Raw genomic sequence first — 24,886 nt, forward strand, 5'->3', positions numbered from 1 at the left:
TCAAATCGCACGCCAGTTCAGTCGTATCTGATTATTGATTCTTCCTCAACATATGCACAACTTCTATTCCACTCAATGTTCTCTTTGCCGATTCGAACCTTTTTAAGCCTAAACCATTTTGTATTCTCTATTTAATAAAACGATGATCCTCCTCCAAAATATTATTTAAATATTTACATTGTCGAATCTTAATTTTAGACAACGAACGTTTATTATAAACCTTGATAGCTCCAGTATTGGAACCACTTTTGTCAATAGTAATTACTATTGGTTTACAATTATTAGTAATAGCTTTGATTAGAAAAGACTGGGCACTCATCCTTTGCCTTCTTTTGGTCAACAGAAAATCAACTGTATTACCTGATTTGTCAACTGCCCTATACAGATAACACCAAACAACTTTCATTTTAATGTATGTTTCATCCATACTGTAGCTCTACCAACTATGAGTTTTCTTTTTTTCATTTGCAAATCTATAAATAGCGTAAACTTATACACCCAAGGTTGGATTGTAGTATGTTCAACCTGAATGCCGCGCATCTTCATTATCTCTTCGACATCCCTATAGCTCAATATGAACCTAAGGTTAAAATATACTTCCTGAAGAATCATATATTCGAATAGCAATGAGTTTTAGTATCCGTGAAATAAAGATTTTAAAGATTAAAATGTAGATGTGATAGACCCATTATGTTTTGGCTGTTTATATTTCTAAATTAAACATATGATTCTCTACACTAATTTTAGAAAATCCAAATATAGTTTGTGCCGATCCGGTGGCAATTCAAATCCCGGTGTTTCATAATAATTACAAATTTCCGAAATCTTCTTTAATGCGCTAGTTTGCACTCCAATATATATAGTATTGGAGTTTGTCTGTACATAGGGTATAGCGCAATTACCTTTTTTAAGAGGCTCTATAACAGAGATTGGATAGGATAAATTTTCAAATGCAGTAAAAACAGCGTCTATTGTGGTAAAATAATTTACATGATATAATAAGTCACTAATAAGTGAAGAGATATATCGAAGTTCAGTCTCCGATGAACCTGTTACTTTATCTTCAGGAATAAATTTGAGGAGAAATGACTCCAATAAATTTTGATCGATAATTTTTGTTGACATACCTAATAATTTATATAGTTGATTTATTTAAATAGTAAATAATTACTGGTCATAATAAAATCATACCTGGGGCCTAATGTAATTTACAATAAAATAGTATTGCGTTTATAAATTCATAACTAATCGCTAGAATTTACTATGATTAACTATACAGATTTAAAGTATATTTGCTAAAAAAAACACAAAGCCTAACTTACAACCTTACTACGATGTCAGTGCATTTCAATGTTTTAATCCCTAGACTTTTTACTACAAAAAATCAATTATTAAATTACAATTTAATAATTTTTTTCAATCAAATTATTCATCCTGACAATTATTTGTTAGCTTATAATTCCTCATCTATTAATCTTTAGAATTCACGCATACAAACTGATTTTAATTAGATGTTTTGAACTGACAGCTCAGATATTTAACTAAAGATCTGTGCAGCCCTCAGAGCTAGATACAAAGCAATCATTTAATTATTTATTATTTATTATCAGAGTGATAGCATAGAGACTTTTATTTTATCCATACTTAAATATGGGTAAAATAATTGTTTCTATTTCTACATACTTATAACTATTCCTGATGCCATATTTTAAAAAAAACGTGTTAATACTAGTTTCAGTATTTGTAAATTATTTCAGTTACGGACAATCTTCTATATCTTCCAAAGAAGCTTTAATACTAAAAAATATAAGGTCAAACCCTGAAATTGTATTGAAACTAGTTCGAGAAGTATTAAGCAGTGATGAAAAACTTGCAGATACTACGTACGCCAACATATGTATTTATATAGGATTTTCACATTCCCAACTCAATACTCCTGACTCTGCTATATATTATTTCAAAAAATCTCTTGCCTACAGCGAAAAATATCCTAAACACAAAGCTAAGGCATATTTAAATTTGGGGACTCAATATCGAAAAATGACAAACTATGATATTGCTCTTGACTATCTTTCGCGTTCGGAAATTTTAAATCGTGAACTTAAGAACAAAAGTGGAACGGCAATGGTTTATGGTGAGATCGCATCAATCTACAACCAACAGGGTAATTTTAATAACTCTATTGGATACTTATTAAAATCACTTGATATTTTTAAGGAACTAAAAAAACCTAATTTGATAAACCCTGTAATGCAGCGACTGGCAAGTACATACATGGGCACAAAAAATTATCAATTTGCTGCTGATATGTATGTTGAAGTTCTAGCTTATTTTAAAGATGTAAATTTAAAAAATTATTATGTAACGTTGGTAAATTATGGACAATGTTTATTATTATTGAACAAATATCAAGAAGCGGAAATCACATTAAATGCTGCATTACCTGGGCTTTTAAAATATAATGATGTTGAATCTATTGCAATGGCCAACTCCTGGCTCGGCGCAATAGCATTTAAAAAAGGGAAAATAGATAAAGGTGAAGAATTATACGACAAAGCATTAATAACATTATATGATAATAAATCATATAGCCTTCCCGTTATTTTAGGACATTATATTACAAATCTCAATCAAAAGGGTAGATATAAGAAGGCGGAAAAAGTATTTTCATATTCGGAAAAATATTTAACAAATTTAACATCTAATGTGGAAACTCTAGCTGAATTGGAAGAACAAAAAGCTATAACATATAAAAACATCAATGCTAAAGATAAAAGTATTGCTTCGCTAGAAAAAGCATTAACTATAAAAAACAAAATCAATTATAATGACAATCAAGCTGTACTACGCAAACTACAAGCTCGCTATCAAAACACATTACAGCGTGAAAAAAACCTTAGTCTAAAAACAAATAATCGGCTATTAAAAGCAAAGGTAGAAAATGAAACACAACAAAAAATTATTGTTACAGTATTATTTCTAGCCACGTTAGGAATTATTGTAATAGGCTATCATTTTTACCTTGCAAAGAAAAAACTTATTTCTGAAAAATTGAAAACCATAATATTGAGCAAAGAGACGGCTACGCTACAATATGAGCAGGAACAACAATCAACTAAACAGTTAAAAAAATCACTTCTTGAGAAACAGGCAGATCTCGTGTCAGGAGCTATGAAACTTGCTATAGTACAGGAAAATATAAATGAAATTCTATTTACAGTAAAAAAAAACCAAAATAATCTAGATACAACATTTTTGACAAGCAAACTAGAAACACTTATTAAGCAGGAAGACTACTGGGAAGTCTTTGAGAAAAAGTTTAGCGAAATACATCCCTACTTTACAACACACTTATCTGAAGCCTATCCTACATTAAATAAAACTGACCTATTTTTTGCATCTTTATTGAAGTTAAAACTTCCGTACAAGGAAATAGGAAAACTAATGGCAATTTCACCCGAAAGCGTCATTAAAAAAAAATATCGCTTAAAAAAGAAAATGAAAATTGAAAGTGAAGATGAATTCGAAAAAGTATTTTTAGAACTGTAATTAACTCTTAAAAAACAGAACCTATCCTAAATGTTAAAAATTAACATTTAATTGAGTTTTTTAGTCGTTTTGTCCATATAATTGTCCATGTAAGAATCTATCTATATCAGTAGTCTTGAGGTATTTTTGAAGTCAATCAAAATAAATAAATCCTTACTATTTATGAAATACTTACTATGCATCTCAAGACTAATCTTGTTAAAATCCAACGCTAATCCAAATGTATTTTTGATCACAATATCTTACGACTGGATGAGTGTTTTCAGATTTTTGTTACTCCCAACTTGAGCTAAATATTTGCTGTAGTTACAAAAAACACTACAAATCTACCAAATGAGTTTGCCAAATGACAAGTTTAAATTATTGTGATTAATCGAATATCGTTGCATTTATAAGATTTAATCATATAATTTATTACTCGATACTATAATATTTAGCAAATCAAAAATGTCCATTAAGGAGATTGAATGACATTAATTACGTGCGATATTAACATAGTGAACATAAGTAATCCATCTTAACTTATGTCCGCATATTGCTATGTATAAATTATTAATAAACACATCCAGGCTAATTTGAGTATAGTATATGGATTTACTATAAGACTAAAAACATGTCGCTAACACAGCATCTACTCTTACAACAGAAATAGTAGAAGCATTCTTATAAGAGAAACAGTTTACCTATTTGCTATTAAATCCAATTAGTGTCTGCAAATAAACTATCAGCCTGATAACTTAAACGTATTCTCCCAATGCTAAATTTGAAATATTCGGGAAATCCCAACACAAAAAACACTTGCATAAAACACTTTACAAGTAGTTCAATACAAATTTACAACCCCATAAGTAAATGAATCGAAAAAATCTATCCAGCCTTTTTTCCTCACTTAAGGAAAATAAATACCCCGAAGTACAGAATCAGGTAAAACCGTTTGATATGGAATTTATCCCTGAAAATCTTAGCTGGCAGCTAATGTTAGCTGATGAGAAGTTCAGATTTATTGGAAAGACAGAAATATTTGGGCTTTATGCACATCTTATAAACATTAGCTTTATGGAATTTATAAAATTGGTCAAACAACCATTTTTACAAACCCATATTGATCTTCTGCAATACATATTGACTAAATATCCTAGCCAGCAAAATCTTTTACGCAATCATATAACTTTTGAAATATTACTGCCGCTCAAATTAGCTGACGAATATTATTACGTCAAACAGTCAATAACTCCCTTGAGGATTAATAATGCTATGTACGGCTTACAGTTTGTAAATATACCTATTAAAAAATATAATAATGAACCTTATAAAATTGAGGTTTTATTTAATTACAAAAAGGATGAACAGCTTTCTAAAAATATTGTCGAAAAACTAGCAACACCTAACATTTTCACTAAACAAGAAAGCAGCAATTTGGAAAATATAATTCAAAAACTTTCAGCAGAAGAAATTGCGACACTTCAAAATAAGACTAAAGCCGCTGTTTATAAGCTAAATAGAAAAATATTGGAAAAAATTTCTTCATTTTTTGATATGGAGTTTACTAATGTTTCAGAGGCAGCACAATTTTTTTTTGAATGTTTTCCGCAAAAAAACAAACAGAATCATAATTAAAATGACCGCAAGGTATTACACTGATACCAATACTAGAAAAGTGACACGATAATTTTGCTCTATAATGCTATAAAAGTAGAAATAAATTTTTACCCCAGGAACAATAGTTATATATAATTAACACTTTTTAACATGAACAAAAAATTATTATCGGTTGCTGCTCTCCTACTTAGCGGATATGCAGCTTATTCACAGGTTGGTATTGGCACTACTACGCCAGACCCAACGAGCCAGCTAGAGGTTCAGGCTCCAACAAAAGGTATTTTAACTACACGCGTAGCTTTATCGTCTATTACTTCACGCGCGCCTATAACAGACGCACTTGGAGCTCCTGCAACTTCGTTGCCAAACGGTTTGCTTGTTTATAATACCGCAACAGTTGGTACCGATATAGTCCCTGGATTTTATTATTGGGATAGCAATAAGTGGAAACAAATTCTTAATGCTGACGACGAAATTTTAACAACATTAAATTATGACACGACAACCAACTTTTTAACATATACTGATGAGGAGGGTGTTGCGACTAATATTAATCTTAAAACTATCGTCGACGATTTAGAAACTGTAACAACTCTGACTTATGACGATGTTGCAAACACTATAACATATACTGACGAGAATGGACAGCCTAACGTTTTACCGTTGGCTCCGGATGTTCTTACTACTATTGGTTATAGTAGTGTTACTAAAAATTTAACGTATACTGACGAAGAAGAGCAGCCCACAGCAATAAACCTTGATCCTATCGTTAAAGACCTTGAGACTACAACAACTCTTGCCTATGATGATCTCACGAATAAGTTGACTTATTCTGATGAAGACGGGAACAATACTGTAATTACATTGGAAGAAGACGTGCTTACTACACTTGGCTATGACAATGTTAGTAAAAACCTGACATATACAGACGAAGAAGAGCAGCTCACAGCAATAAACCTTGAGCCTATTGTTAAAGACCTTGAGACTACAACAACTCTTGCCTATGATGATCTCACGAATAAGTTGACTTATTCTGATGAAGACGGGAACAATACTGTAATTACATTGGAAGAAGACGTGCTTACTACCCTTGGCTATGACAATGTTAGTAAAAACCTAACATATACAGATGAAGAAGAGCTGCCTACAACAATAAACCTTGAGACTATTGTTAAAGACCTCGAGACTACAACAACTCTTGCCTATGATGATCTTACGAATAAGTTGACCTATTCTGATGAAGATGGGAACAATACGGTAATTACATTGGAAGAGGATGTACTCACTACTCTTGGTTATGACAATGTTAGTAAAAACCTGACATATACAGATGAAGAAGAGCAGGCTACATCAATAAACCTTGAGACTATTGTTAAAGACCTTGAGACTACAACAACTCTTGCCTATGATGATCTCACGAATAAGTTGACTTATTCTGATGAAGATGGGAACAATACTGTAATTACATTGGAAGAGGATGTACTTACTACCCTTGGTTATGACAATGTCACTAAAAACCTAACGTATACAGACGAAGAAGAGCAGCCTACAGCAATAGACCTAGCCCCTATTGTTAAAGACCTTGAGACTACAACAACTCTTGCCTATGACGGTGTGACAAATACACTGACCTATTCTGATGAAGACGGGAATGATACCACTCTGCCTCTTGTAGATACTAATACAAAATTAGCCTTAGCTGCAGGTCAACTGGAGTATACTAATGAACTGGAAGATAATCCGGCTATTCAACTGGTTTCTGCAGATGCTGAAAATTCACTTATTGCAGGTACAGATGGAGCTCTTTATGTAAAGGCGGTTGAGCCTTGGTTTATACAAGGAACTACAGATAAAGCGACTTTAAATACCGATAACATATACAGTACAGGTATGGTTGGTATAGGTACAGATAATATGTTAGGTACAACTAATACAGCTGTAAAACTTGCTGTGAATGGTGCTATCTTGACTACAAATTCAATTTATGCCGATTATGTGTTTGAAGATTATTTTGATGGATTTTCGGAGCTAAATAAAGAGTATTCTTTTAAATCACTTTCAGAAGTTGAAGCTTACATAAATGCTAACAAACACTTACCGGGTGTAACAGGTATCAACGAATTAAATAAGAATGAGAAAGGCGACTACATGGTAAATATATCAGAGCTTTCAATTCAGGTCTTAGAAAAAGTTGAGGAATTATACCTACATACTATTGCTCAGCAAAAAGAAATAAAAGTCAAAAACGACCAGATCAATGAGCTTAAAGCTCAAATTAAAGAAATGGATCAAAGGATGCTGGAACTGGAAAAGGTTATTTTAAAAAAATAACAACTGGTAATCTGGTACGTTAACCGTACCAGATTATTCCTATTTATCCGCCACATATTTAAAGGTAGACAACTAATAACCTTAAAGAATGAAAAAAAATTCGCTCCAGTTTTATCTAATTACTCTTGTATTCATTAACGTTTATTCTCTTAACGCACAAACTATAAATTTAGGAGAGGTAGCAGTGTCAACCGACACTAAAGTATCGGTACACTCTGACTTTATTAATAGCAACGCCGCAGATTTTATTAATGATGGAGAATTATACTTTTATAAAAACATACGAAATGAGGGCTTATTTACCTTTACAACCGGTGTTGAAAGTTTTGTATTTCTAAATGGCAAAACTCCTCAATCTATTGTTGGTGGGTTACCTATTGAATTGTATAACGTTCAATTTAATAATACAGCTTCTCAACCGGCTTTCCGCCTTGGTGGCGATTTAAAAATATTTGGTACCGCTGACTTTATTAATGGTATTGTAGACAATAGCTCATTAGGAGGGTATGTAACATTTGATCAGGGATCGTCTAGTTTTAATATGGCTGATGATAGCTTTGTCAGTGGATCAGTCGAAAAAAGAGGCCAGGATGCCTTTACCTTCCCTATAGGAAGTAATGGATTTTACAGACAGGCAGCTATTGCAACTTTAAACGTTACTGATAAAATTATTTCGAAATATAGTTTAGAAAACTCTAATACTGAATTTCCACATGCTAACGTTTCGGGAAATACAATTGAATTTATTAATGATACTGAATATTGGAAAATTGAAGGTATAGCACCAAATGTCGAAATGGTACTGACATTATCATGGAATAATAGTACCACATCGCAACAATTGTTAGCAGGATTAAATGAAAACAATGTTCACATAGTACGCTGGGATTCACAAACAAAAAAGTGGTTGGACGAAGGAGGTATTGTCGATATCGCAAACAAAACGATTACTACCCCTACACATGTGTCAGGGTATGGAATTTTTACCATTGCACGAGTAACAATTCCTACCATTCTTCCGATGCTTGACATTTATAATGCTGTCAGCCCTGACGGAGATGGGAAAAACGACTATTTCGTTATTGGAAACTTAGAGAAATATCCAAATAACACTGTAGAAATATTTAACCGTTGGGGAGTTAAAGTTTTCGAGACAACTAATTACGGCTCTTCTGACAATGTATTTAGGGGTATTTCAGAGGGAAGGGCGACGCTTAATCGTGATGGAAAACTACAGACAGGAACATACTTTTACATTATTCAATACCAGTACACGGAAGACGGAAAAACAAAAACAGATAAGAAATCTGGCTATTTGTATCTCAACAACGACTAACAAAATATATAATGAATACTAAGCTAAAATATCGTTTTAAGGTAACCCTACTCCTACTTGTACTGCAATCTGGTATTACCTGGGCACAACGTGAGGCCCAGTTTACCCAGTATATGTATAATACGACAATCATTAATCCCGCTTATGCAGGTTCACGTGGCATGACAAGTATTTTTGGAGGATACAGAGCGCAGTGGATTGGCCTGGACGGAGCACCCAGTACTGGGGCTTTTTCAATTCACGCACCTGTCCGTGAAGATTCAAAAGTTGGTCTTGGACTATCTTTTATAAATGACCGTATTGGTCCATCAGACTTAAACAGTATTTCTGTTGACTTTTCATATAAAATTGATTTTGGATATGGTTACGATAACCACTTATCTTTTGGATTGAAGGGAACGGCTGATTTATATAACGTAGACTATAGTAAATTAAACATAAGGGACGATGACCCGCGCTTTCGCTATAATATAGAGGACAGATTCTCACCAAATATTGGTGCCGGAGTTTATGTTTACGGCGATAAATATTATGCAGGACTTTCAATACCAAATTTTCTGGAAACTAAATTTTATGAAGGCAATTCACAGTCGATTGTATTGGACAAGGTAAGCTACTATGTAATGGGAGGCTATGTTTTTGACCTTTCGGAGAGTTTAAGGCTAAAGCCTACAATGCTAACTAAAGTAGTAGCCGGATCACCGCTACAAGTTGATCTGAGTACTAACATGATTGTGCATGATAAGATATCTTTTGGAGTTGCGTATCGATGGGATGCCGCAATAAGTGCTATGGCCGGATTTCAGATTACAGATTCCTTTTTCTTCGGTTACTCGTACGATGCAGATACAAAAAACCTTGGAGACTACAACTCAGGATCCCATGAAGTTTTCTTACGATTTGAAATTATAAACAATAGGAATTTAGGTAAAATAATGTCCCCGAGATTCTTTTAAATACAATTGCATTAATTACTGCGATTTTTAATCCATTATAAATGAGACACATATTACTATATATAATAGTTTGTATTGCTTTAATTCCAAGGGTATATTCTCAAAAAAATAAAGTTGAAAAGGCAGACTCTCAATTTCAGGACTACGCTTTCATAGACGCTATAGGAACCTATGAAAAAGTAGTTAAGGAAGGGTATAGATCTCCTGAATTGTTTCAGCGATTAGCAGATTCTTATTATTTTACAGGCGACTACACGCAGGCAGCAAAATATTATAAGGAACTCTTCGAAGAGAATCCGAATCCCAATTCAGAGTATTATTACAGGTATTCCCTCTGTCTAAAATCCCTGGGAGATTTCACAAATGCAGACAAAATGATGGATATATTCATTAGTCAGAACTCTAACGATCAGCGCGGAAGAATATTTACAAGTAATTCAGATTATCTAACCCTTATAGATGAAAATTCTAATCGATATGATATAAGAAGCCTTGATCTCAATTCTGATCATTCTGATTATTCGCCTGCGTTCTTTGGTGAGAGTATCGTATTTACATCAAATAGGCCTATTCCTGGTAAACGCAAACCTAAAATTGATAAATGGTCTAATGAGCCATTTTCAAATTTATATATTTCTAATATAGCTGAAAATGGCAATTACGGAGACGTACATTTACTTAGCGAAAATCTTAACTCTGAATTTCACCAATCTAGTGCCGTTTTTACAAAAGATGGAAAAGTAATGTATTTCACCGCTAACACCTATTCCGGAAGAAAGGGCAAAGATAAAGGTATAAAGACCCTTGTATTATTAAAGGCTACTTTAAATGATAAAGGTTCATGGACAAATGTCTTAGAAGTACCAATTGACCAAAAAGGTAGTAACAATGCACATCCGGCTCTGAGTCCAGACGAAAAAACATTATATTTTTCATCAGACCGTTCCGGTAGTTTTGGAGAATCAGATCTATACAGAGCAGTTATTAAATCAGACGGAACATATGGTAAACCTGAAAATCTTGGTTCGGCAATAAATACAGAAGGAAGAGAAACTTTTCCTTTTATCTCAGAAGCTAATGAACTTTACTTTTCTTCTAATGGCTATCCGGGAATGGGTGGGCTCGATATATACCGGGCTATTATTTATCCTAACGGAACGCTAAGTCAGCCTGTTAATGTTGGAAAGCCTGTTAATAGCACAGAAGATGATTTTGGATTTATAATTAACAGTGTAAGTAAAGATGGCTACTTTACATCGAACAAAAAAGATAAATATGGTTCTGATAACATCTACAAAATTAAGGAAACTAAAAGTTTAAAGGAAGATGCAGGCCAAAGTAAATTAATCTCAGGCAATATAAATGAAGTTACAACAAACCTGCCAATTACCGGTGCAAAAATAACACTATACGATAATCAGTATACCAGAATACTTGAAACACAATCAAAAGAAGCTGGCTCCTATGCCTTGGGTAGATTAGGATATGGCACATATAGGCTAAAAGTTGAAATGACAGGCTATGAGACAGTAGAATTTTTTACAACAGTTTCAAACACAGAACCCGAAGCTCTTAAGCTTCAGCAGAGCCTTGTAAAAAATTATACTAATGTAACGGCGGGAACCAATCTAAACGAAATACTTAATACTCACGATCTATACTTTGAGCTTAACAAATGGGATTTAAATTCTCTGGCTGAAGCTGATTTAGCCAAAGTATTAATGTTTATGACTAAGTATCCTAAAATAATGGTTAATGTGGAAGCACATACAGACGTACGCGGAAGCGATGATTATAACCTTAAATTATCAGCCAGGAGAGCGGATGCAGTGGTAAAGTGGCTAACTAAAAATGGAGTGGCAAAGAAAAGGCTTCATCCTGTGGGCTATGGAGAGACTAAAATTACTAATCAATGTAAAGATGGTATCGAATGCAGCGAAAAAGAACACAGACTCAACAGAAGAATAGATTTTGTTGTGACACACTAAACCTGAGGCATTTAAAAGCAAAAATGTATAAATACAAAAGATTTCTGAATGATATATTTTGTACCGTAAACCTCATTCTCAGAGGTAGATTATAGTGGTACTGTTATAAAACATAAATTGAAATTAAAAATGAAAAAAATACTACCTATACTGTTACTTTTTATAACCCAGTTATGCCTGTCACAATCGGGAATAGGTACAGCAACACCACAGCAAAGCGCAATATTGGATTTGTCATCTCCTAATAAAGCTTTATTACTATCAAGAGTCAACAATGCCGGTACGCTTGCAAATCCTAAAAATGGCATGATAGTATTTGATACATCAACATCATGCATTAAGATGTATCAGGATGGAGCATGGTCTGACTGTATATATACACTTCCGGGAACAATAACTTCTATTGATTGTTCGGGAATGTCTAGTTACGGTAAATTAAAAGAAGGTACAGCATCTTTAGCGTATACAGTAATGCGTTATTTTGGAGGTAATGGTAAACAGCATCATGGACAAAGCGTATCATCAACCGGTATAACCGGATTAACGGCTACATTGGGAGCAGGAAATTTTATTAATGGTGACGGAACATTAGTTTTCAATATTACAGGAATCCCCTCAGGTCCGGGAGAAGCAAGTTTTGCAATAAACATTGGCGGAAAAACGTGCAGCCTGATTCGTACCATATTGCCAGCGCCGAAGATAACAACTCTTAATTGTGCAGAATCGAGTACTAGCGGAACATTTCGAAATGGTGTACCTACTTCAGGCGCATCTTTTACAATTACCTACTCAGAAAATAATGGCGGTGAGTATGACACTCAGACGATCAACTCTACAGGAGTTACAGGTCTCACTGCGACTCTTTCGGCAGGTTCATTAACATATAATGGTGGTATACTTAACTATGTTATTACTGGTACCCCTTCCTCTGCCGGAACTGCGGCTTTTGCTGTTAACATAGGTGGTAAAAACTGTACCATAAACATAACTGTAGCACCTTAGAAAATAAGTCAATTGATAACAAACAACTATTGTAACATGAGGCAAACAGTTTTATATCTTTTAGTTTTAGTAAGTAGCAATATTTACGCACAGTACAAATCTGTTACCGGTTCAGGAGCTGCTTTTGCAAAACAAAAAATATCTATCAAGGGTAATGATACGTTTAATGAGTTTATTATTGGATCTGCAATAGCAGATAGTCTTGGAAAATTTACTTTAAATTTTGATTCCAAATACAGAGGAGCTTCAGTCTTACAGGTTGACGATGTGAATAAAGTAGTATTGCTGATAAATAATGAGAATGTAAATGTTCTTTGGACTGATGAAAACGATTTTAAGACATTATATATTGACAGTCCCGAAAATCAGTTTTTCGCAGATGGAATGGAAATATATCAAAGCGCAGCATCTAAACAACTTGGGCTTGAATATTTAGAAACATTATATAAAAACGATCCTGTAAAAAATCATTTTTTTAAAACAGAACTCGACACCGTTAAACTACAGTATAGCCGTTTTATAGATCGTGTAAGCGACAAGATGTACGCAAAAAAATATTTACAATGGCGTGGCTTCATTTCTGACATGCCTCAGACGGCACAGAAATATACAGACCGATTTTTGACACATGAGGCTTATTTCTCTTCTATCGATTTTGGTGATCAGGATCTGCTTACATCCGGTTTACTAAAAGATATAATTGAAGGATATACGCAGCTGTGCGAATCGTTAGGTAAAAATGTGGGGTCAAAACATCTTACTGCCGCTATATCTCATGTCATGAATAACTTAACTAATAAACAAGAAGTGATGACAGCGGTAAGCGACATGTGGTTTAAGTTTCTTGAACAAAGAAATCAAATAGAACCAGCTGCTTTTCTTGCCACTTATATGCTTAATAACGATAAATGCATAATAGATGAAAAACAGATAGACCGTTATGAACAATACCGAAAAATGAGTATTGGTAATTTGGCACCTAACATTAACCTATCAGAAAAAAGTAATCTTTTAAAATTAGACAATGATTATAAGCTTGTAATATTTGGAGCCAGCACGTGTCCGATGTGCCAGGAAGAATACCCATTACTTATTGAAAAATATAAAGAGTTAAAAGATAATTACAATATGGAAATTGTCTATATATCGTTGGATAAAGATCCAAAAGCATATTCTGATTTCTTTAAAGATTCACCTTTTGTTACTGTGTATGGTGGAAAAGGATGGGAAACAAAAACTGCAAAAGAGTATCATGTGTTTGCTACCCCTACTCTATTTCTACTGGATAAAAATTTAAAAATAATACAAAAGCCGGAAAATCTGGCACAGGCAGAGGCCTGGCTTAGTAACAGATATTAACTATTTGCAATTCAAAAGATAAAAATATGAAAAAGACATTACTTGTACTATTACTTTTTTTCGGAAAATTAATTTTTGCCCAAACCGGTATAGGTACGGTAACTCCTCAGCAAAATACCATCTTGGATCTTAATGCTGCAGATAAAGCATTGCTTCTTCCCAGGGTAGATAATATCGGTGTAATTAACACACCTGCAAATGGTATGGTTATATACGATAAGTCTTCCCAATGCATAAAGGTTTTTCAAAATAATTTATGGTCTGACTGTATTTACGCATTGGATGGAATTATAACTGGTATTAATTGTTCTGGCATCCTGGATAGCGGATCTCTAAAAGAAGGGATAGCTGCACAGGATACATTTTCTGTTATTGCTTATTCAGGTGGTAATGGGGCAAGGCACAACGGGCAAAGTGTTGCTTCAACCGGAGTGACAGGACTAACAGCTGCCCTTAGTGCTTCAAACTTTGTAAACGGAGATGGAACACTAGTATATAGTATTACAGGTACCCCTGTAAGTTACGGAACAGCAACTTTTGCAGTTAATTTAGGCGGACAAGCCTGTACCATTACAAGAAAAGTATTGCCAGCTATAGGTACAATTGCGTCATTAAACTGTGCAGGCGTAACTCAGGCTGGTACATTAAACGCAGGTACAGCAACAACAAGTGCCGCTTTTACCGTTAGTTACACAGGCGGTAACGAAGGTGAGTATGCTGCGCAAACCTTACCATCTACAGGAGTAACAGGACTAACAGCAACATTGCAGGCAGGTAGTTTTGCAGCAGGAAACGGTCAGCTTACATATACAATAACAGGTACACCTAATATGGCAGGATCTGCCAACTTCAACCTATCTGTCGGCGGCCAAAGCTGTACTGTTAATATTATTGTAGGTATCGTAATACCTACAACCATAACCCTTGAGCAGGGATTTGCATATCTTCTTTCGTCTATTTATGATACAGATTACCTGCCATATAGCTTTCCTACATCTGCTGCAACTACATCAGCATCGAATGCAGATGGAGTACCAGACACTACAGTTGATATCCAGGGCAGCGTTACCACAGCCGGAATAACATTTTCGCTTCCTGTAAAAGCCACCGGTAGCGGAACATTACCCGCTTATATAACCAAACCTGTTACCATACCTGCAGGGCTAACACAAGATGGTATCGCCCGTGAGGTTGTGCTATCATGGGCTAGTCAGCCATATACAGTAAGTACTAAAACAATTACAGTCACTATAAAAGCTGTTGGCAGTACTTTAAATGTTAAAAAAATGGATATTAATTCCGGTTTTGGCAGCAACGCGCTCGGGGTAGTTTTAGGTGCTCTTACCTACCCTTACAACAATGCTAATACTACAACTACTTTGGCCCTTAGAGCTGTAAGCGGTATACCTGACCGAATGTTTAATGTCGCGGATAATGCCGGAAGCACAACAACACACCGCTATATATATGCTCCAGTAATGGGTGAAGATAAAAAAATATGGCTTAAAAATGATTTAGGTGCAGATTATGCCAATTTAGATAAAACGGGCATATTTAATCCCGGACAACAGGTGGTGACTATTACAGATAACAAGGCATATGGCAGTTTATTTCAATTTGGAAGGAGACCCGATGGCCATGAACTTATAAATTGGACAAGTTCTACCGCAGGTGTGAGTGTATATGGCACAACTACTACACGTACAAATGCGCCGACACATGCTAATTTTATATATGATAATACTAATAACGATTGGAGGACTACTGTTAGCAATACATTATGGTCTACAGAAGCAGCTGCTAATAATCCTTGTCCAAAAGGGTTTAGAGTTCCTACAAACACCGACTTTTCCAACTACAATACTACATCTGGAATATCATCCGGTACAGACATGATGAATAATTTAAAATTCATGTATGGTGGATATCGAAGAGGTAATACGGCAGGTTTTCTGTACGTTGGAACCGAAGGCCATTATTGGTCGAGTTCTCCAAATCAGGCTGATGCCACTTTACCCGAAGCTCTGTATTATTTAATTCGTGCAGATAACGGATCTAATCCTCCAACTCTTATAACCTCTCCTAGAATTCATGGTGCTAATGTTCGTTGCATTATGAATTAAAAATTTAAATACAATACAACTTATATACTATAGAAAATACGGGCTTTAAAAAGTAAAATGATGAAAAAAGAATTACTGCTGTTCTTAATTATGGTTGTTGGCCAGTTATCTGCCCAAACCGGTATAGGTACCGTAACACCAAATGAGAGTGCGATATTAGATTTAATGTCTGCCGATAAGGTTTTACTACTACCTAGGATAAATAATACCGCATTGATAACCGATCCTCAGGATGGGATGATAGTGTATATTGAATCCTCAAAATGTTATAAAATTTACCAAAACGGAAACTGGTCAGACTGTATTTACAGAAAAAACGGTACTGTAACGGGCATTAACTGCGCCGCATCTCAAAATAGCGGGATATTAAAAGATGATAAATCTGCAATGGGGGTATATTCTGTTATTGCATACACAGGCGGCGACGGAACATATCATCATGGGCAAAGCGTTACATCTACGGGTATAACAGGATTAACGGCTACACTCGATGCGACAAATTTTGTAAACGGGAATGGTACTTTACTGTATACTATAACAGGCAAACCAGTAGGCTATGGTACAGCAAGTTTTGCCATAAATATTGGCGGACGCACCTGTACTCTTACAAGAAGCGTCCTTCAGTCTGTTGGTACTGTTACCTCGCTAGACTGTGCTGGGGCAACACAGTCAGGCGGATTAGTAAGAAACCTACCCGCTTCAATAACATTAGAACTACCTTACGCAGGAGGTAATGAGGAAAAGTATCCTGCACAAACTATAGCATCTACAGGCGTAACAGGCTTAACCGCTACCTTACAGGCAGGTACTTTTGCATTAGGAAACGGCTCAGTAATCTATACAATAACAGGCACACCTACAACAAGTGGTACTGCCAGTTTTGCAATAGCCCTGGGAAGCAAAAACTGTACCCTCAACTTAACGGTTGATAATGCTACAGTTGCCACGCTTAACTGTGCAGGAGCTACTAAAACCGGTACATTAGTTGAGCGCGTAGCGGCCTCGGGTGTTTCTGCTGTTATTGGCTATACAGGAGGTAATGGCGGAAGCTATAGTGCTCAAACACTGATCTCTACAGGGGTAACCGGACTTACGGCAAGGCTTACGGCAGGCAATTTTGCTACAGGCAGCGGAAGCCTTACATATACTATAACCGGGACACCAACAAGTTCAGGAATAGCTAACTTTGCCATAAGCATTGGCGGGAAAAGCTGTACACTTAGCTTTACAGTTGCTGCTACTACAGTTGCTACCCTAAACTGTACAAGTGGAACGCAGGCAGGTACATTAGTTGAACGTTTAGCAGCCTCCGGCGCTTCTAAAACCATAAGTTACACTGGTGGTAATGGTGGTGGCTATATTGCACAGACGATAACCTCTACAGGAGTAACAGGTTTAACAGCAAGCCTTGCCGCAGGTAATCTGGCAACAGGTAGTGGTACCCTTACATATACTATAGCGGGCACACCATCTACTGGAGGAACAGCAAACTTTGCTATAACTATTGGTGGTAAATCATGTACCTTAAGTGCTACAGTTGCGCCTACTACAGTTGCTACGCTAAACTGCGCCGGGGCAACCCAAACGGGTACATTACGTTCTGGCACAGCAGTTACGACTGCAAGTTTTACCGTTAATTACACCGGCGGTAATCGTGGTGGCTACATTGCACAAACCATAACTTCTACAGGTGTAACAGGTCTGACAGCAAGACTGGTTGCAGGAAATTTGGCTTCAGGTAACGGCAGCCTTACGTATACCTTAACAGGTACACCATCTGCCGGAGGTTCAGCAAACTTTGCCATTACCATTGGCGGACAGAGCTGTACTGTAAAAGTTACTATCGACTTTACGATACCTACAAATATTACGCTCGAAAATAACTTTTATCATCTTGTTTCCTCAATTTATGATACAGATTACCTACCCTATACCGCGCCAACCACAACAGCCAGCTTAACACCGGTAAACGCAGACGGCTCAACCGATCCCACAATTGATTACCAGGGAAGGGTAACAACCACCGGAATAAAATTTGTGCTTCCTGTTACAACTACAGGAAGTGGAACGTTGCCGGCTTTTATTTCAGAACCTATAAGCGTAGCCGTTAGCCGTACACAAGATGGAATTTCACGAGATGTCGTATTATCCTGGGAATCTCAAACATATACAGCCAACACCAATAGGATATACGTAACTGTGAGAACACTTAGCGGTACACTGAACATTAAGAAACTTGATATCAACTCCGGTTTGGGTAATGATGCTCTTGGTGTAGTAATAGCTAACATTATATTTCCTTACAATAATGCAAAAGCTGACGGAACGCTTAGGCTAAGAGGAATAAGCGGTGTACCGGATAGAATGTTTAATCTACCGGATAACAGCAGTTCCGGTAACATTACGACGCATCGATTTATATATACACCTGTTATGGGAGAAGATGGCAGGATATGGTTAAGACATAATTTGGGTGCCGATTATACAAATTTAGAAAAGGACGACTTTAACCCTGGGCAAGATGCTACATCTGTTACCGACTACAGAGCCTATGGCAGCATGTTCCAGTGGGGAAGAAAACCCGATGGACACGAACTTGTAAACTGGACGGATTGTTGTAATAGTACCGCCAGATATGGTACTATTGCTCTAAAAAGCGATATACCATCACACGCAAATTTTATCACCGTTACATGGACTTCAGTAATTGACTGGAGAGCAAGTACAAATTACAACCTATGGTCCGGTTTAGATGCCGTAAACAATCCGTGTCCTGATGGTTTTAGAGTACCAAATAGAAATAATTTCGAAAATTATGTTTCCGTAACCAGTAGAAATGCTATGGCTACTAATTTAAAATTTGTACTCAATGGATTACGCCGTGGTAATGAAGCAAACGGACCTTTCTACAGGCGTGGCGTTCAGACAAATCTTTGGACATCTGTATCCCGTATTGACAACGCCTACGACTATGCAAATGCACTGTTCTTTGATGAAAACGCATGGGAAGTGAATGCTTTTCCAAAATCTAATGGCGCAGGTGTACGTTGTATTTTTAATTAGATAAATGTCCTACTTGGCTATAAAATAAATTTACCCCAGGGCATAACGTAGTAACTTAATGCATGAAAAATTAATATTTGAGTTATGTAATATATTGATGCATTAAAAACAGTAATATCCCCCACTTTGTTAGTTGTCCTGAGTAATTAATTACTTGGGGCAACTTTTTTGAGGCAGATCAATAGTAGCTATCACACTAATACCATTATAATAATTAGCAGATTATAATTTAGAAGATTATTCCTAAGTTTCAAGGTATCTTGAAGTTTATAATTACCGTAATATCCCACGAATTAACGATTAAATATTTGAATTATGAAAGTGCGCCATTTATTAATTGTATTGCTAATTGCAAGCAACTTTGTATGTCTATATCGTAGCGTTGAATTGCTAAGCTATGAAAAAATGATCAGTTTTCTAATTGATACTAATGATCACCTACCCAACCCACAATATATAAGTATTTTGTTTTTAGTTACATGTATGGCAAATATATTATTTATCTCTGCCACACTTATGAACAGCATTATCAATAATGAGAGTCGTAAAAAGTCAACCAGATGGTTCTTGTAATGGATATACTTGTTTTTACTACCCCATAGTTATATGGTAAACATGCAATTGAGCGAATTACACGAACCTCTCCTGTTATATGGAACTGCTATACCTTTTCAATATACAGATGTAATCACACACCTACAGCACTATTTTTGAACCGGTAAAATAAATATATATGGATGCTAGTTTCATGGACGATAACAATACAAATGCCGAACTGCTCGAAAAAAAAATTTTAGCCGGCATTATGAAATTAAAAGATGAGCAGCTGACAGAAAATGTCATCCTTTTCTACGATACATTGTATAATAGTTTAAGAGAACTGACGCCAATTGATTTTAGAGATGAAAACAAGTTCAATAAGTATCGTAACTACCTTGTGTATGTAGAAAGTGAACTGGCATCGGTTCATCATTCGGTAATAAATCTGGATCAAAATTATATTGATAATGATTTTTTGTTAATAAGGGTTGCTTTAAGTTCAATGTTAGCAGCATTCCAATAGTCGTCTATCATAAGCAAACAACCTCATTAGATTTTTTTTTATAATATTTTGGGTAAGTAGTAGTGTGATACCTGTTGTTTTTTAGATCGTTAGTATTTTTGTTGTGTAAGGTAAAAATAAAATGATAGTCCTTTGGGGGGAACACATTTTATATGCAATTAGCTCGTAAGGCAGCGCACCCTTATACACCCTCTCCGTTGGAGGGGGTTTGTTTTTTTAGTACAATTATCCTCTCAATTCTAATAAATTTCGCCTACTAACTAGCTATATCAGCCTGGTACCCTTTTCATCTTAAATTCACACTAATTTTGTGAAAATAATATAGTCCTAATACTCATTCGTACTGAAGGTTATTGTATTTATAGTATTATAAACTAATTATTAGATTTGTTTAGGCTAATCTCCGCTCAATGCGGAGATTTTTTATTTACAGTTCATGTGTAGCGAATTTATCTATGAGGATATTCAGTAACGTAAATAAGCACCTAAAGCTCTACTATCAAAATAAAACGCAAATAATCAGCCATCTATCTCATTAGTGTAATTTCATCCGACTCTACATTGAGAGGCTTAGTAGGCAATTTTAATAGGCAATTATTCAATTAAACTTATAGTATAAAAATTACGTAAATAGGTATGTTTTACATGTTTATAATTTTTACCTTTAATATTTAACTTATTAATGACCTAATGGCAACAGTAGCTCCTCAGAATTCCGTTGGAACAGAAAAAAATGTCCGTATGCCAGTTCCACGTTTAGAAAAACTTATAATTAAAAATTTCCGATATATCGGCTCGGAAAGCTTAGAGATAGATGGTCAACATCTGGCGATAATCGCAGGATATGAAAACCCCGAAAACGACTCAATATCCAGAACATACGATGTTATAATGCATCACCATTACGTTCAACCTCCTTTAGATTTGGAAGATTTTCATAATGGGTTAGTAGATCCGGAAAATTTACCGGAAGTCGAACTGCATTCTATCACGAATACTGAACGTATTGATGCTCAATGGTTAGATAAAATTAAGGAAGGAGAATATGTATTTAAGGAGAAGTGGATATGGGAAAGACCAAGCCTAAACCCCACCCATACAGTGTTTAACACGAAAACCAACACATGGAGTGTTTCAAATATGTCCAAAACTGATAAATTAAATCCTTTAGATAATAAAGATGTTCAATTATGCCTTTTAGCAATTGTGGATAGGGCAATAAACGTACAAAGGGATATTGATGGCAGAATTTTCGAAAATCAGAAACTAGTTGAGAAATTAAGACAATTTCAGGATAAAATTATTAAAAAGTATAATAATAAATTTAGGTTATAAATGGCTATGGTAGGTTTTGTCGCATTTGTTTGTAAAGATCCAAGATTTTCGAGTACTCTAGTTTAGGTGACCAATTACAAAATGATTTAAACACGGTCATCCCAGGATTAATCATTCTGATTTTTATCAACATATTTATAACTTCGATTCCGCAAAATGTTGCTTTAGAATTCAAAACTTTTTAAGAATAAACTGTTTTGTAATCGACATTTAATGAACTATCTAATTCGGATATAATAAAACTGTTTAAGGATTAACAAGTAAAACATATTTACTCTTATAATAAACGTCAGATTAATGGCCTTTTAACGAGTATTGATTCCCGGTGAGAAACCTGATCGAAGTCTAAATGTTAAAAAATGTTAATTTTTCGTTAATTATAATAAATAGGAAACCATCTTAAATTACTTGTAAAACTTGTACCTCCCTTGTACCTTAGAGATTTAAAACACCTTCAAAATCAAGGGTGTGACTTTCTGCATTGGAAAGTCACAATTGCCTGACTCAATTATACAAATTTTAAATCTAAAATGTTACTTCGACATTTAATTACCTATTTTTGATCCAATCCTCAACCGGACATCCAAACCGCTTTTTTAAGTGTTTTCTAAAATTTTGTCCTACAGATAATAGGCTAATTTCTTCAAATCATGCATAAAATGGTTTGGAATTTGTCCGCTCGGGGTCACACAGCCAAGTGGCGCCAATTGTTTTCAATTGGCGCCACTTTTATTTTTAAAAACGATCAGGTTTTTATCTAAGCACCTTATATTCAAGGCTTTTTCTCGATGACAAATGCTTTGAGCTCTGCTATCTTCCCATCTTCGAATCGCCAGATATCACAATAATCAAAATATTCATATTTTCCGGCCTTATTTCTTAATCGGATTTCCCCCGTCACCATAACAAAATTGTCTTCTTCGATTGCCTTTTCCACACTGAACACCGGTGGCTCCAAGTAGAACTCTTTCATATAAGCACGGACTTCTTCTTTCCCATTAAGAATACGTTCGCCAACGAAAACCCATTTGGTATTGGGAGTACAGTAAGCTAAAAAACTTTCATTATCGCCATTTTTCACAAATTCATTGGCTTTGTGCAGTATTGCTGTATTTGTCATTTTTATCTGTTTTAAATGATTATTTTTTGTTTGGGCACTAACATTAGATGTGACAATAAATAGTGCGATAATTATTAATGATTTTTTCATCTTGAATTGCAGTAAAATGGTAAGGAAATTAGACATATTCTTCAATAGTTTGAATTCCAAATGCTGCCAAACGGTTTATAATATTATCCGAGGAGACTATGGTTTCAGGAAGGTAAAGACCTCCTATTTCCTGCGCAGTTTGTCCGTTAAGTCCAAGAACCCTCTCTGCGATCAGATAGACGCCGACCGCCGTCAGGTGAGAATTCCCTTTTGGACCGGACACAATGGTCCTGACTTTCTTGTGTTCTCCGGATGATGAGGTCCCTTCTATCTCAATATACAGATCGTGTGATGCTGTCAAACCTTTACTGCTGCCTATTGATTCCCCAATAATGAAATCAAACCGAATATTTCTGGCACCTGTAAAAGCGGCTATACTCGGAACATCCAGCGTACTTATTGGATGGCCAATAGCCGATGATTCACCATAAAGTTTAATTGATCTTGCATTATTTTTTGAATCCGCATACAGCCAATTTCCATCATGGCGCATCAGTGCCTTACCTACAAAACCGCTGACTTCTTCCTCAACCAATGGTCCTACCGGATCTTTTTGATCGTATAGTCCGGCAGTTTCTATATGAGTGATTCTGCTGAATCCAGAAGCCATCTGCTTTACAACTAACGTCAACAGTCCTGCCTGCCAATGCCCTGCGAAAACTATAGGAGCAGAAATTGTTTTATGAAGGCTGAGAAATGCTGTAGTAGAAATCTGATCAGCCAATTCGCTTACCGTAATACAGGCAATACTATTTAAAATACCTGTTTCCCTTAAAATATTGCTGTGATCATCCAAAGCTGATATTATAAGGTCAATTTCTGGAAATTGAGCTAAATTGAAACCTTCTTCCAAATTGATATAGGCTGTTTCAGCGTGGTCTAATTCTTTAGCCAGCAACTCTCCTTTTTGGGGATTTCTACCTGCAAGAATAAGTTTGACAGTCTCGTCAGCGTCTCTTATCAAACGTGCAATGTTGGCTCCTACCTGCCCGTAACCGCCAACAATTAGAATTCTTTTTTCTTGTAATTGCATATTATAATATTTAAAAATTATATTTAGGTCAAACGACCTAGTACAAATATAGGTCAAACGACCTAATCTAAAAAAATGTTTTTAATATTTTTTATTTAATTTTACAGTATGGACAAAAAAGAAGAGCGATTAAATCAGATCTTATCGACAACAATAGAGTTACTAATAAAGGAAGGTGCGGAAAATCTCTCTATGAGGAAAGTAGCGAAAAATGGGAATTTGTCTTTAAGTAATCTGCAATACTACTATAAAGATAAAGATCTTCTCTTGATTGCCACAGTGGAATTTTACTTTGATAGCTGCAAGAAAGAACTGACGCAGGCTGTTAAACTTCTGGCAGCTGACAGCACACCTGATAAAAAGGTTTTTCTGGAAAAGGTTTTGAGTATGTTATTGATTGACGGAAGATCCAGTCATCAAACTTTGATGTTTCAGGAAATATGGACTTTAGCATCCAGAAATAAGGAATTGCAAAATGCTGTGGAAACCTACTACAAAACCTATTGCTTATGGATGATAGATTTAGTCTCTGCATTTTGCAGTAAACCTGAAGAAATCGTAAGTTTTCTTATCCCTTTTGTAGAAGGATACACCATTGTTAATAATGTAATCCCTCTTACTAAGGAAAAAGTAATCGAGATGATGGTAAAGCTGATCACAATTGTGGAAAAGTAAAAAAGTTGAACGCTATCAAAACAAAACACAAATTTCATGTCAATCTTCAACCGGACATCCAAATCGCTTTTTTAGTGTTTTCTAAAATTTATCCTACAGATAATAAGCCAATTTCTTCAAATCATGCATAAAATGGTTTGGAATTTGTCCGCTCGGGGTCACAAGCAAATAGCTCCAAATTGAAAAATTTGGAGCTATTTTTATTTATAATCTATAGATTTAGAGGAAACTCGAAAATTATTGAGATTTACTGCTGGTTTGTAC

At 35.3% G+C, this 24,886-nt stretch carries 15 protein-coding genes and 2 pseudogenes; 13 read left to right on the plus strand and 4 right to left on the minus strand.

The window, feature by feature from the left end; genetic code table 11:
* Positions 1-31: 31 nt before the first annotated feature.
* Positions 32-612, minus strand: a pseudogene (locus ALW18_02445) (transposase).
* 120 nt (positions 613-732) lie between these two features.
* Positions 733-1,125 (minus strand): hypothetical protein, encoded by a 393-nt coding sequence (locus tag ALW18_02450; protein AOE51479.1) that lies wholly within the window; start codon positions 1,123-1,125, stop codon positions 733-735.
* A gap of 573 nt (positions 1,126-1,698) precedes the next feature.
* Between ALW18_02450 and ALW18_02455 the strand changes: the two genes are divergently transcribed.
* The 12 genes and pseudogenes from ALW18_02455 to ALW18_02510 all read left to right on the plus strand — a co-directional run bounded on the left by ALW18_02455 (position 1,699) and on the right by ALW18_02510 (position 21,704).
* Positions 1,699-3,549 carry a hypothetical protein gene (locus ALW18_02455; protein AOE51480.1) on the plus strand — a complete coding sequence of 617 codons (1,851 nt, stop codon included), beginning with the start codon at positions 1,699-1,701 and terminating at the stop codon, positions 3,547-3,549.
* An 852-nt stretch (positions 3,550-4,401) separates the two neighbouring features.
* Complete coding sequence (locus ALW18_02460; GenBank protein AOE51481.1) at positions 4,402-5,166, plus strand: hypothetical protein; 765 nt, start codon at positions 4,402-4,404, stop codon at positions 5,164-5,166.
* A gap of 1,806 nt (positions 5,167-6,972) precedes the next feature.
* Positions 6,973-7,479, plus strand: a pseudogene (locus ALW18_02465) (hypothetical protein).
* A gap of 88 nt (positions 7,480-7,567) precedes the next feature.
* Positions 7,568-8,815: a hypothetical protein gene (locus tag ALW18_02470; protein AOE51482.1), complete on the plus strand. Its 1,248-nt coding sequence runs from the start codon at positions 7,568-7,570 to the stop codon at positions 8,813-8,815.
* Positions 8,816-8,826: 11 nt separating this feature from the next.
* A complete protein-coding gene (locus ALW18_02475) occupies positions 8,827-9,771 on the plus strand; it encodes a hypothetical protein (protein AOE51483.1) in 945 nt (314 codons plus the stop codon).
* A gap of 41 nt (positions 9,772-9,812) precedes the next feature.
* Positions 9,813-11,759: a hypothetical protein gene (locus ALW18_02480; protein ID AOE51484.1), complete on the plus strand. Its 1,947-nt coding sequence runs from the start codon at positions 9,813-9,815 to the stop codon at positions 11,757-11,759.
* A 129-nt stretch (positions 11,760-11,888) separates the two neighbouring features.
* On the plus strand, positions 11,889-12,761 hold the full coding sequence (locus tag ALW18_02485) for a hypothetical protein (protein ID AOE51485.1): 873 nt from the start codon (positions 11,889-11,891) through the stop codon (positions 12,759-12,761).
* 36 nt (positions 12,762-12,797) lie between these two features.
* Positions 12,798-14,120 (plus strand): hypothetical protein, encoded by a 1,323-nt coding sequence (locus ALW18_02490; protein ID AOE51486.1) that lies wholly within the window; start codon positions 12,798-12,800, stop codon positions 14,118-14,120.
* 26 nt (positions 14,121-14,146) lie between these two features.
* Positions 14,147-16,243, plus strand: a complete 2,097-nt coding sequence (locus ALW18_02495) for a hypothetical protein (GenBank protein AOE51487.1) — start codon at positions 14,147-14,149, stop codon at positions 16,241-16,243.
* Positions 16,244-16,303: 60 nt separating this feature from the next.
* A complete protein-coding gene (locus ALW18_02500) occupies positions 16,304-19,306 on the plus strand; it encodes a hypothetical protein (protein ID AOE51488.1) in 3,003 nt (1,000 codons plus the stop codon).
* A 733-nt stretch (positions 19,307-20,039) separates the two neighbouring features.
* Positions 20,040-20,369, plus strand: coding sequence for a hypothetical protein (locus ALW18_02505; GenBank protein AOE51489.1), 330 nt, complete (start codon positions 20,040-20,042; stop codon positions 20,367-20,369).
* Positions 20,370-21,059: 690 nt separating this feature from the next.
* Positions 21,060-21,704, plus strand: a complete 645-nt coding sequence (locus tag ALW18_02510; protein ID AOE51490.1) for a hypothetical protein — start codon at positions 21,060-21,062, stop codon at positions 21,702-21,704.
* A 772-nt stretch (positions 21,705-22,476) separates the two neighbouring features.
* On the opposite strand, the gene ALW18_02515 is transcribed toward ALW18_02510, so the two are convergent.
* Both ALW18_02515 and ALW18_02520 read right to left on the minus strand, forming a co-directional pair.
* Entirely contained in the window at positions 22,477-22,824 is a 348-nt protein-coding gene (locus tag ALW18_02515; GenBank protein ID AOE54282.1) for a ketosteroid isomerase, read from the minus strand.
* 118 nt (positions 22,825-22,942) lie between these two features.
* On the minus strand, positions 22,943-23,947 hold the full coding sequence (locus tag ALW18_02520) for a hypothetical protein (protein AOE51491.1): 1,005 nt from the start codon (positions 23,945-23,947) through the stop codon (positions 22,943-22,945).
* Between the two features lie 108 nt (positions 23,948-24,055).
* Here ALW18_02520 and ALW18_02525 point away from each other — a divergent pair, with 108 nt between their 5' ends.
* Positions 24,056-24,622, plus strand: a complete 567-nt coding sequence (locus ALW18_02525; GenBank protein AOE51492.1) for a hypothetical protein — start codon at positions 24,056-24,058, stop codon at positions 24,620-24,622.
* Positions 24,623-24,886: the final 264 nt, after the last annotated feature.

Origin of the sequence: Flavobacterium psychrophilum, from assembly GCA_001708385.1 — a bacterium.
Classification (GTDB): domain Bacteria; phylum Bacteroidota; class Bacteroidia; order Flavobacteriales; family Flavobacteriaceae; genus Flavobacterium; species Flavobacterium psychrophilum_A.

Bases quoted from the DNA above. Each gene is read 5' to 3' on its own strand.
- ALW18_02450 (AOE51479.1), bottom strand. From the start codon at position 1,125: ATGTCAACAAAAATTATCGATCAAAATTTATTGGAGTCATTTCTCCTC.
- ALW18_02455 (AOE51480.1), top strand. From the start codon at position 1,699: ATGCCATATTTTAAAAAAAACGTGTTAATACTAGTTTCAGTATTTGTA.
- ALW18_02460 (AOE51481.1), top strand. From the start codon at position 4,402: ATGAATCGAAAAAATCTATCCAGCCTTTTTTCCTCACTTAAGGAAAAT.
- ALW18_02470 (AOE51482.1), top strand. From the start codon at position 7,568: ATGAAAAAAAATTCGCTCCAGTTTTATCTAATTACTCTTGTATTCATT.
- ALW18_02475 (AOE51483.1), top strand. From the start codon at position 8,827: ATGAATACTAAGCTAAAATATCGTTTTAAGGTAACCCTACTCCTACTT.
- ALW18_02480 (AOE51484.1), top strand. From the start codon at position 9,813: ATGAGACACATATTACTATATATAATAGTTTGTATTGCTTTAATTCCA.
- ALW18_02485 (AOE51485.1), top strand. From the start codon at position 11,889: ATGAAAAAAATACTACCTATACTGTTACTTTTTATAACCCAGTTATGC.
- ALW18_02490 (AOE51486.1), top strand. From the start codon at position 12,798: ATGAGGCAAACAGTTTTATATCTTTTAGTTTTAGTAAGTAGCAATATT.
- ALW18_02495 (AOE51487.1), top strand. From the start codon at position 14,147: ATGAAAAAGACATTACTTGTACTATTACTTTTTTTCGGAAAATTAATT.
- ALW18_02500 (AOE51488.1), top strand. From the start codon at position 16,304: ATGAAAAAAGAATTACTGCTGTTCTTAATTATGGTTGTTGGCCAGTTA.
- ALW18_02505 (AOE51489.1), top strand. From the start codon at position 20,040: ATGGATGCTAGTTTCATGGACGATAACAATACAAATGCCGAACTGCTC.
- ALW18_02510 (AOE51490.1), top strand. From the start codon at position 21,060: ATGGCAACAGTAGCTCCTCAGAATTCCGTTGGAACAGAAAAAAATGTC.
- ALW18_02515 (AOE54282.1), bottom strand. From the start codon at position 22,824: ATGACAAATACAGCAATACTGCACAAAGCCAATGAATTTGTGAAAAAT.
- ALW18_02520 (AOE51491.1), bottom strand. From the start codon at position 23,947: ATGCAATTACAAGAAAAAAGAATTCTAATTGTTGGCGGTTACGGGCAG.
- ALW18_02525 (AOE51492.1), top strand. From the start codon at position 24,056: ATGGACAAAAAAGAAGAGCGATTAAATCAGATCTTATCGACAACAATA.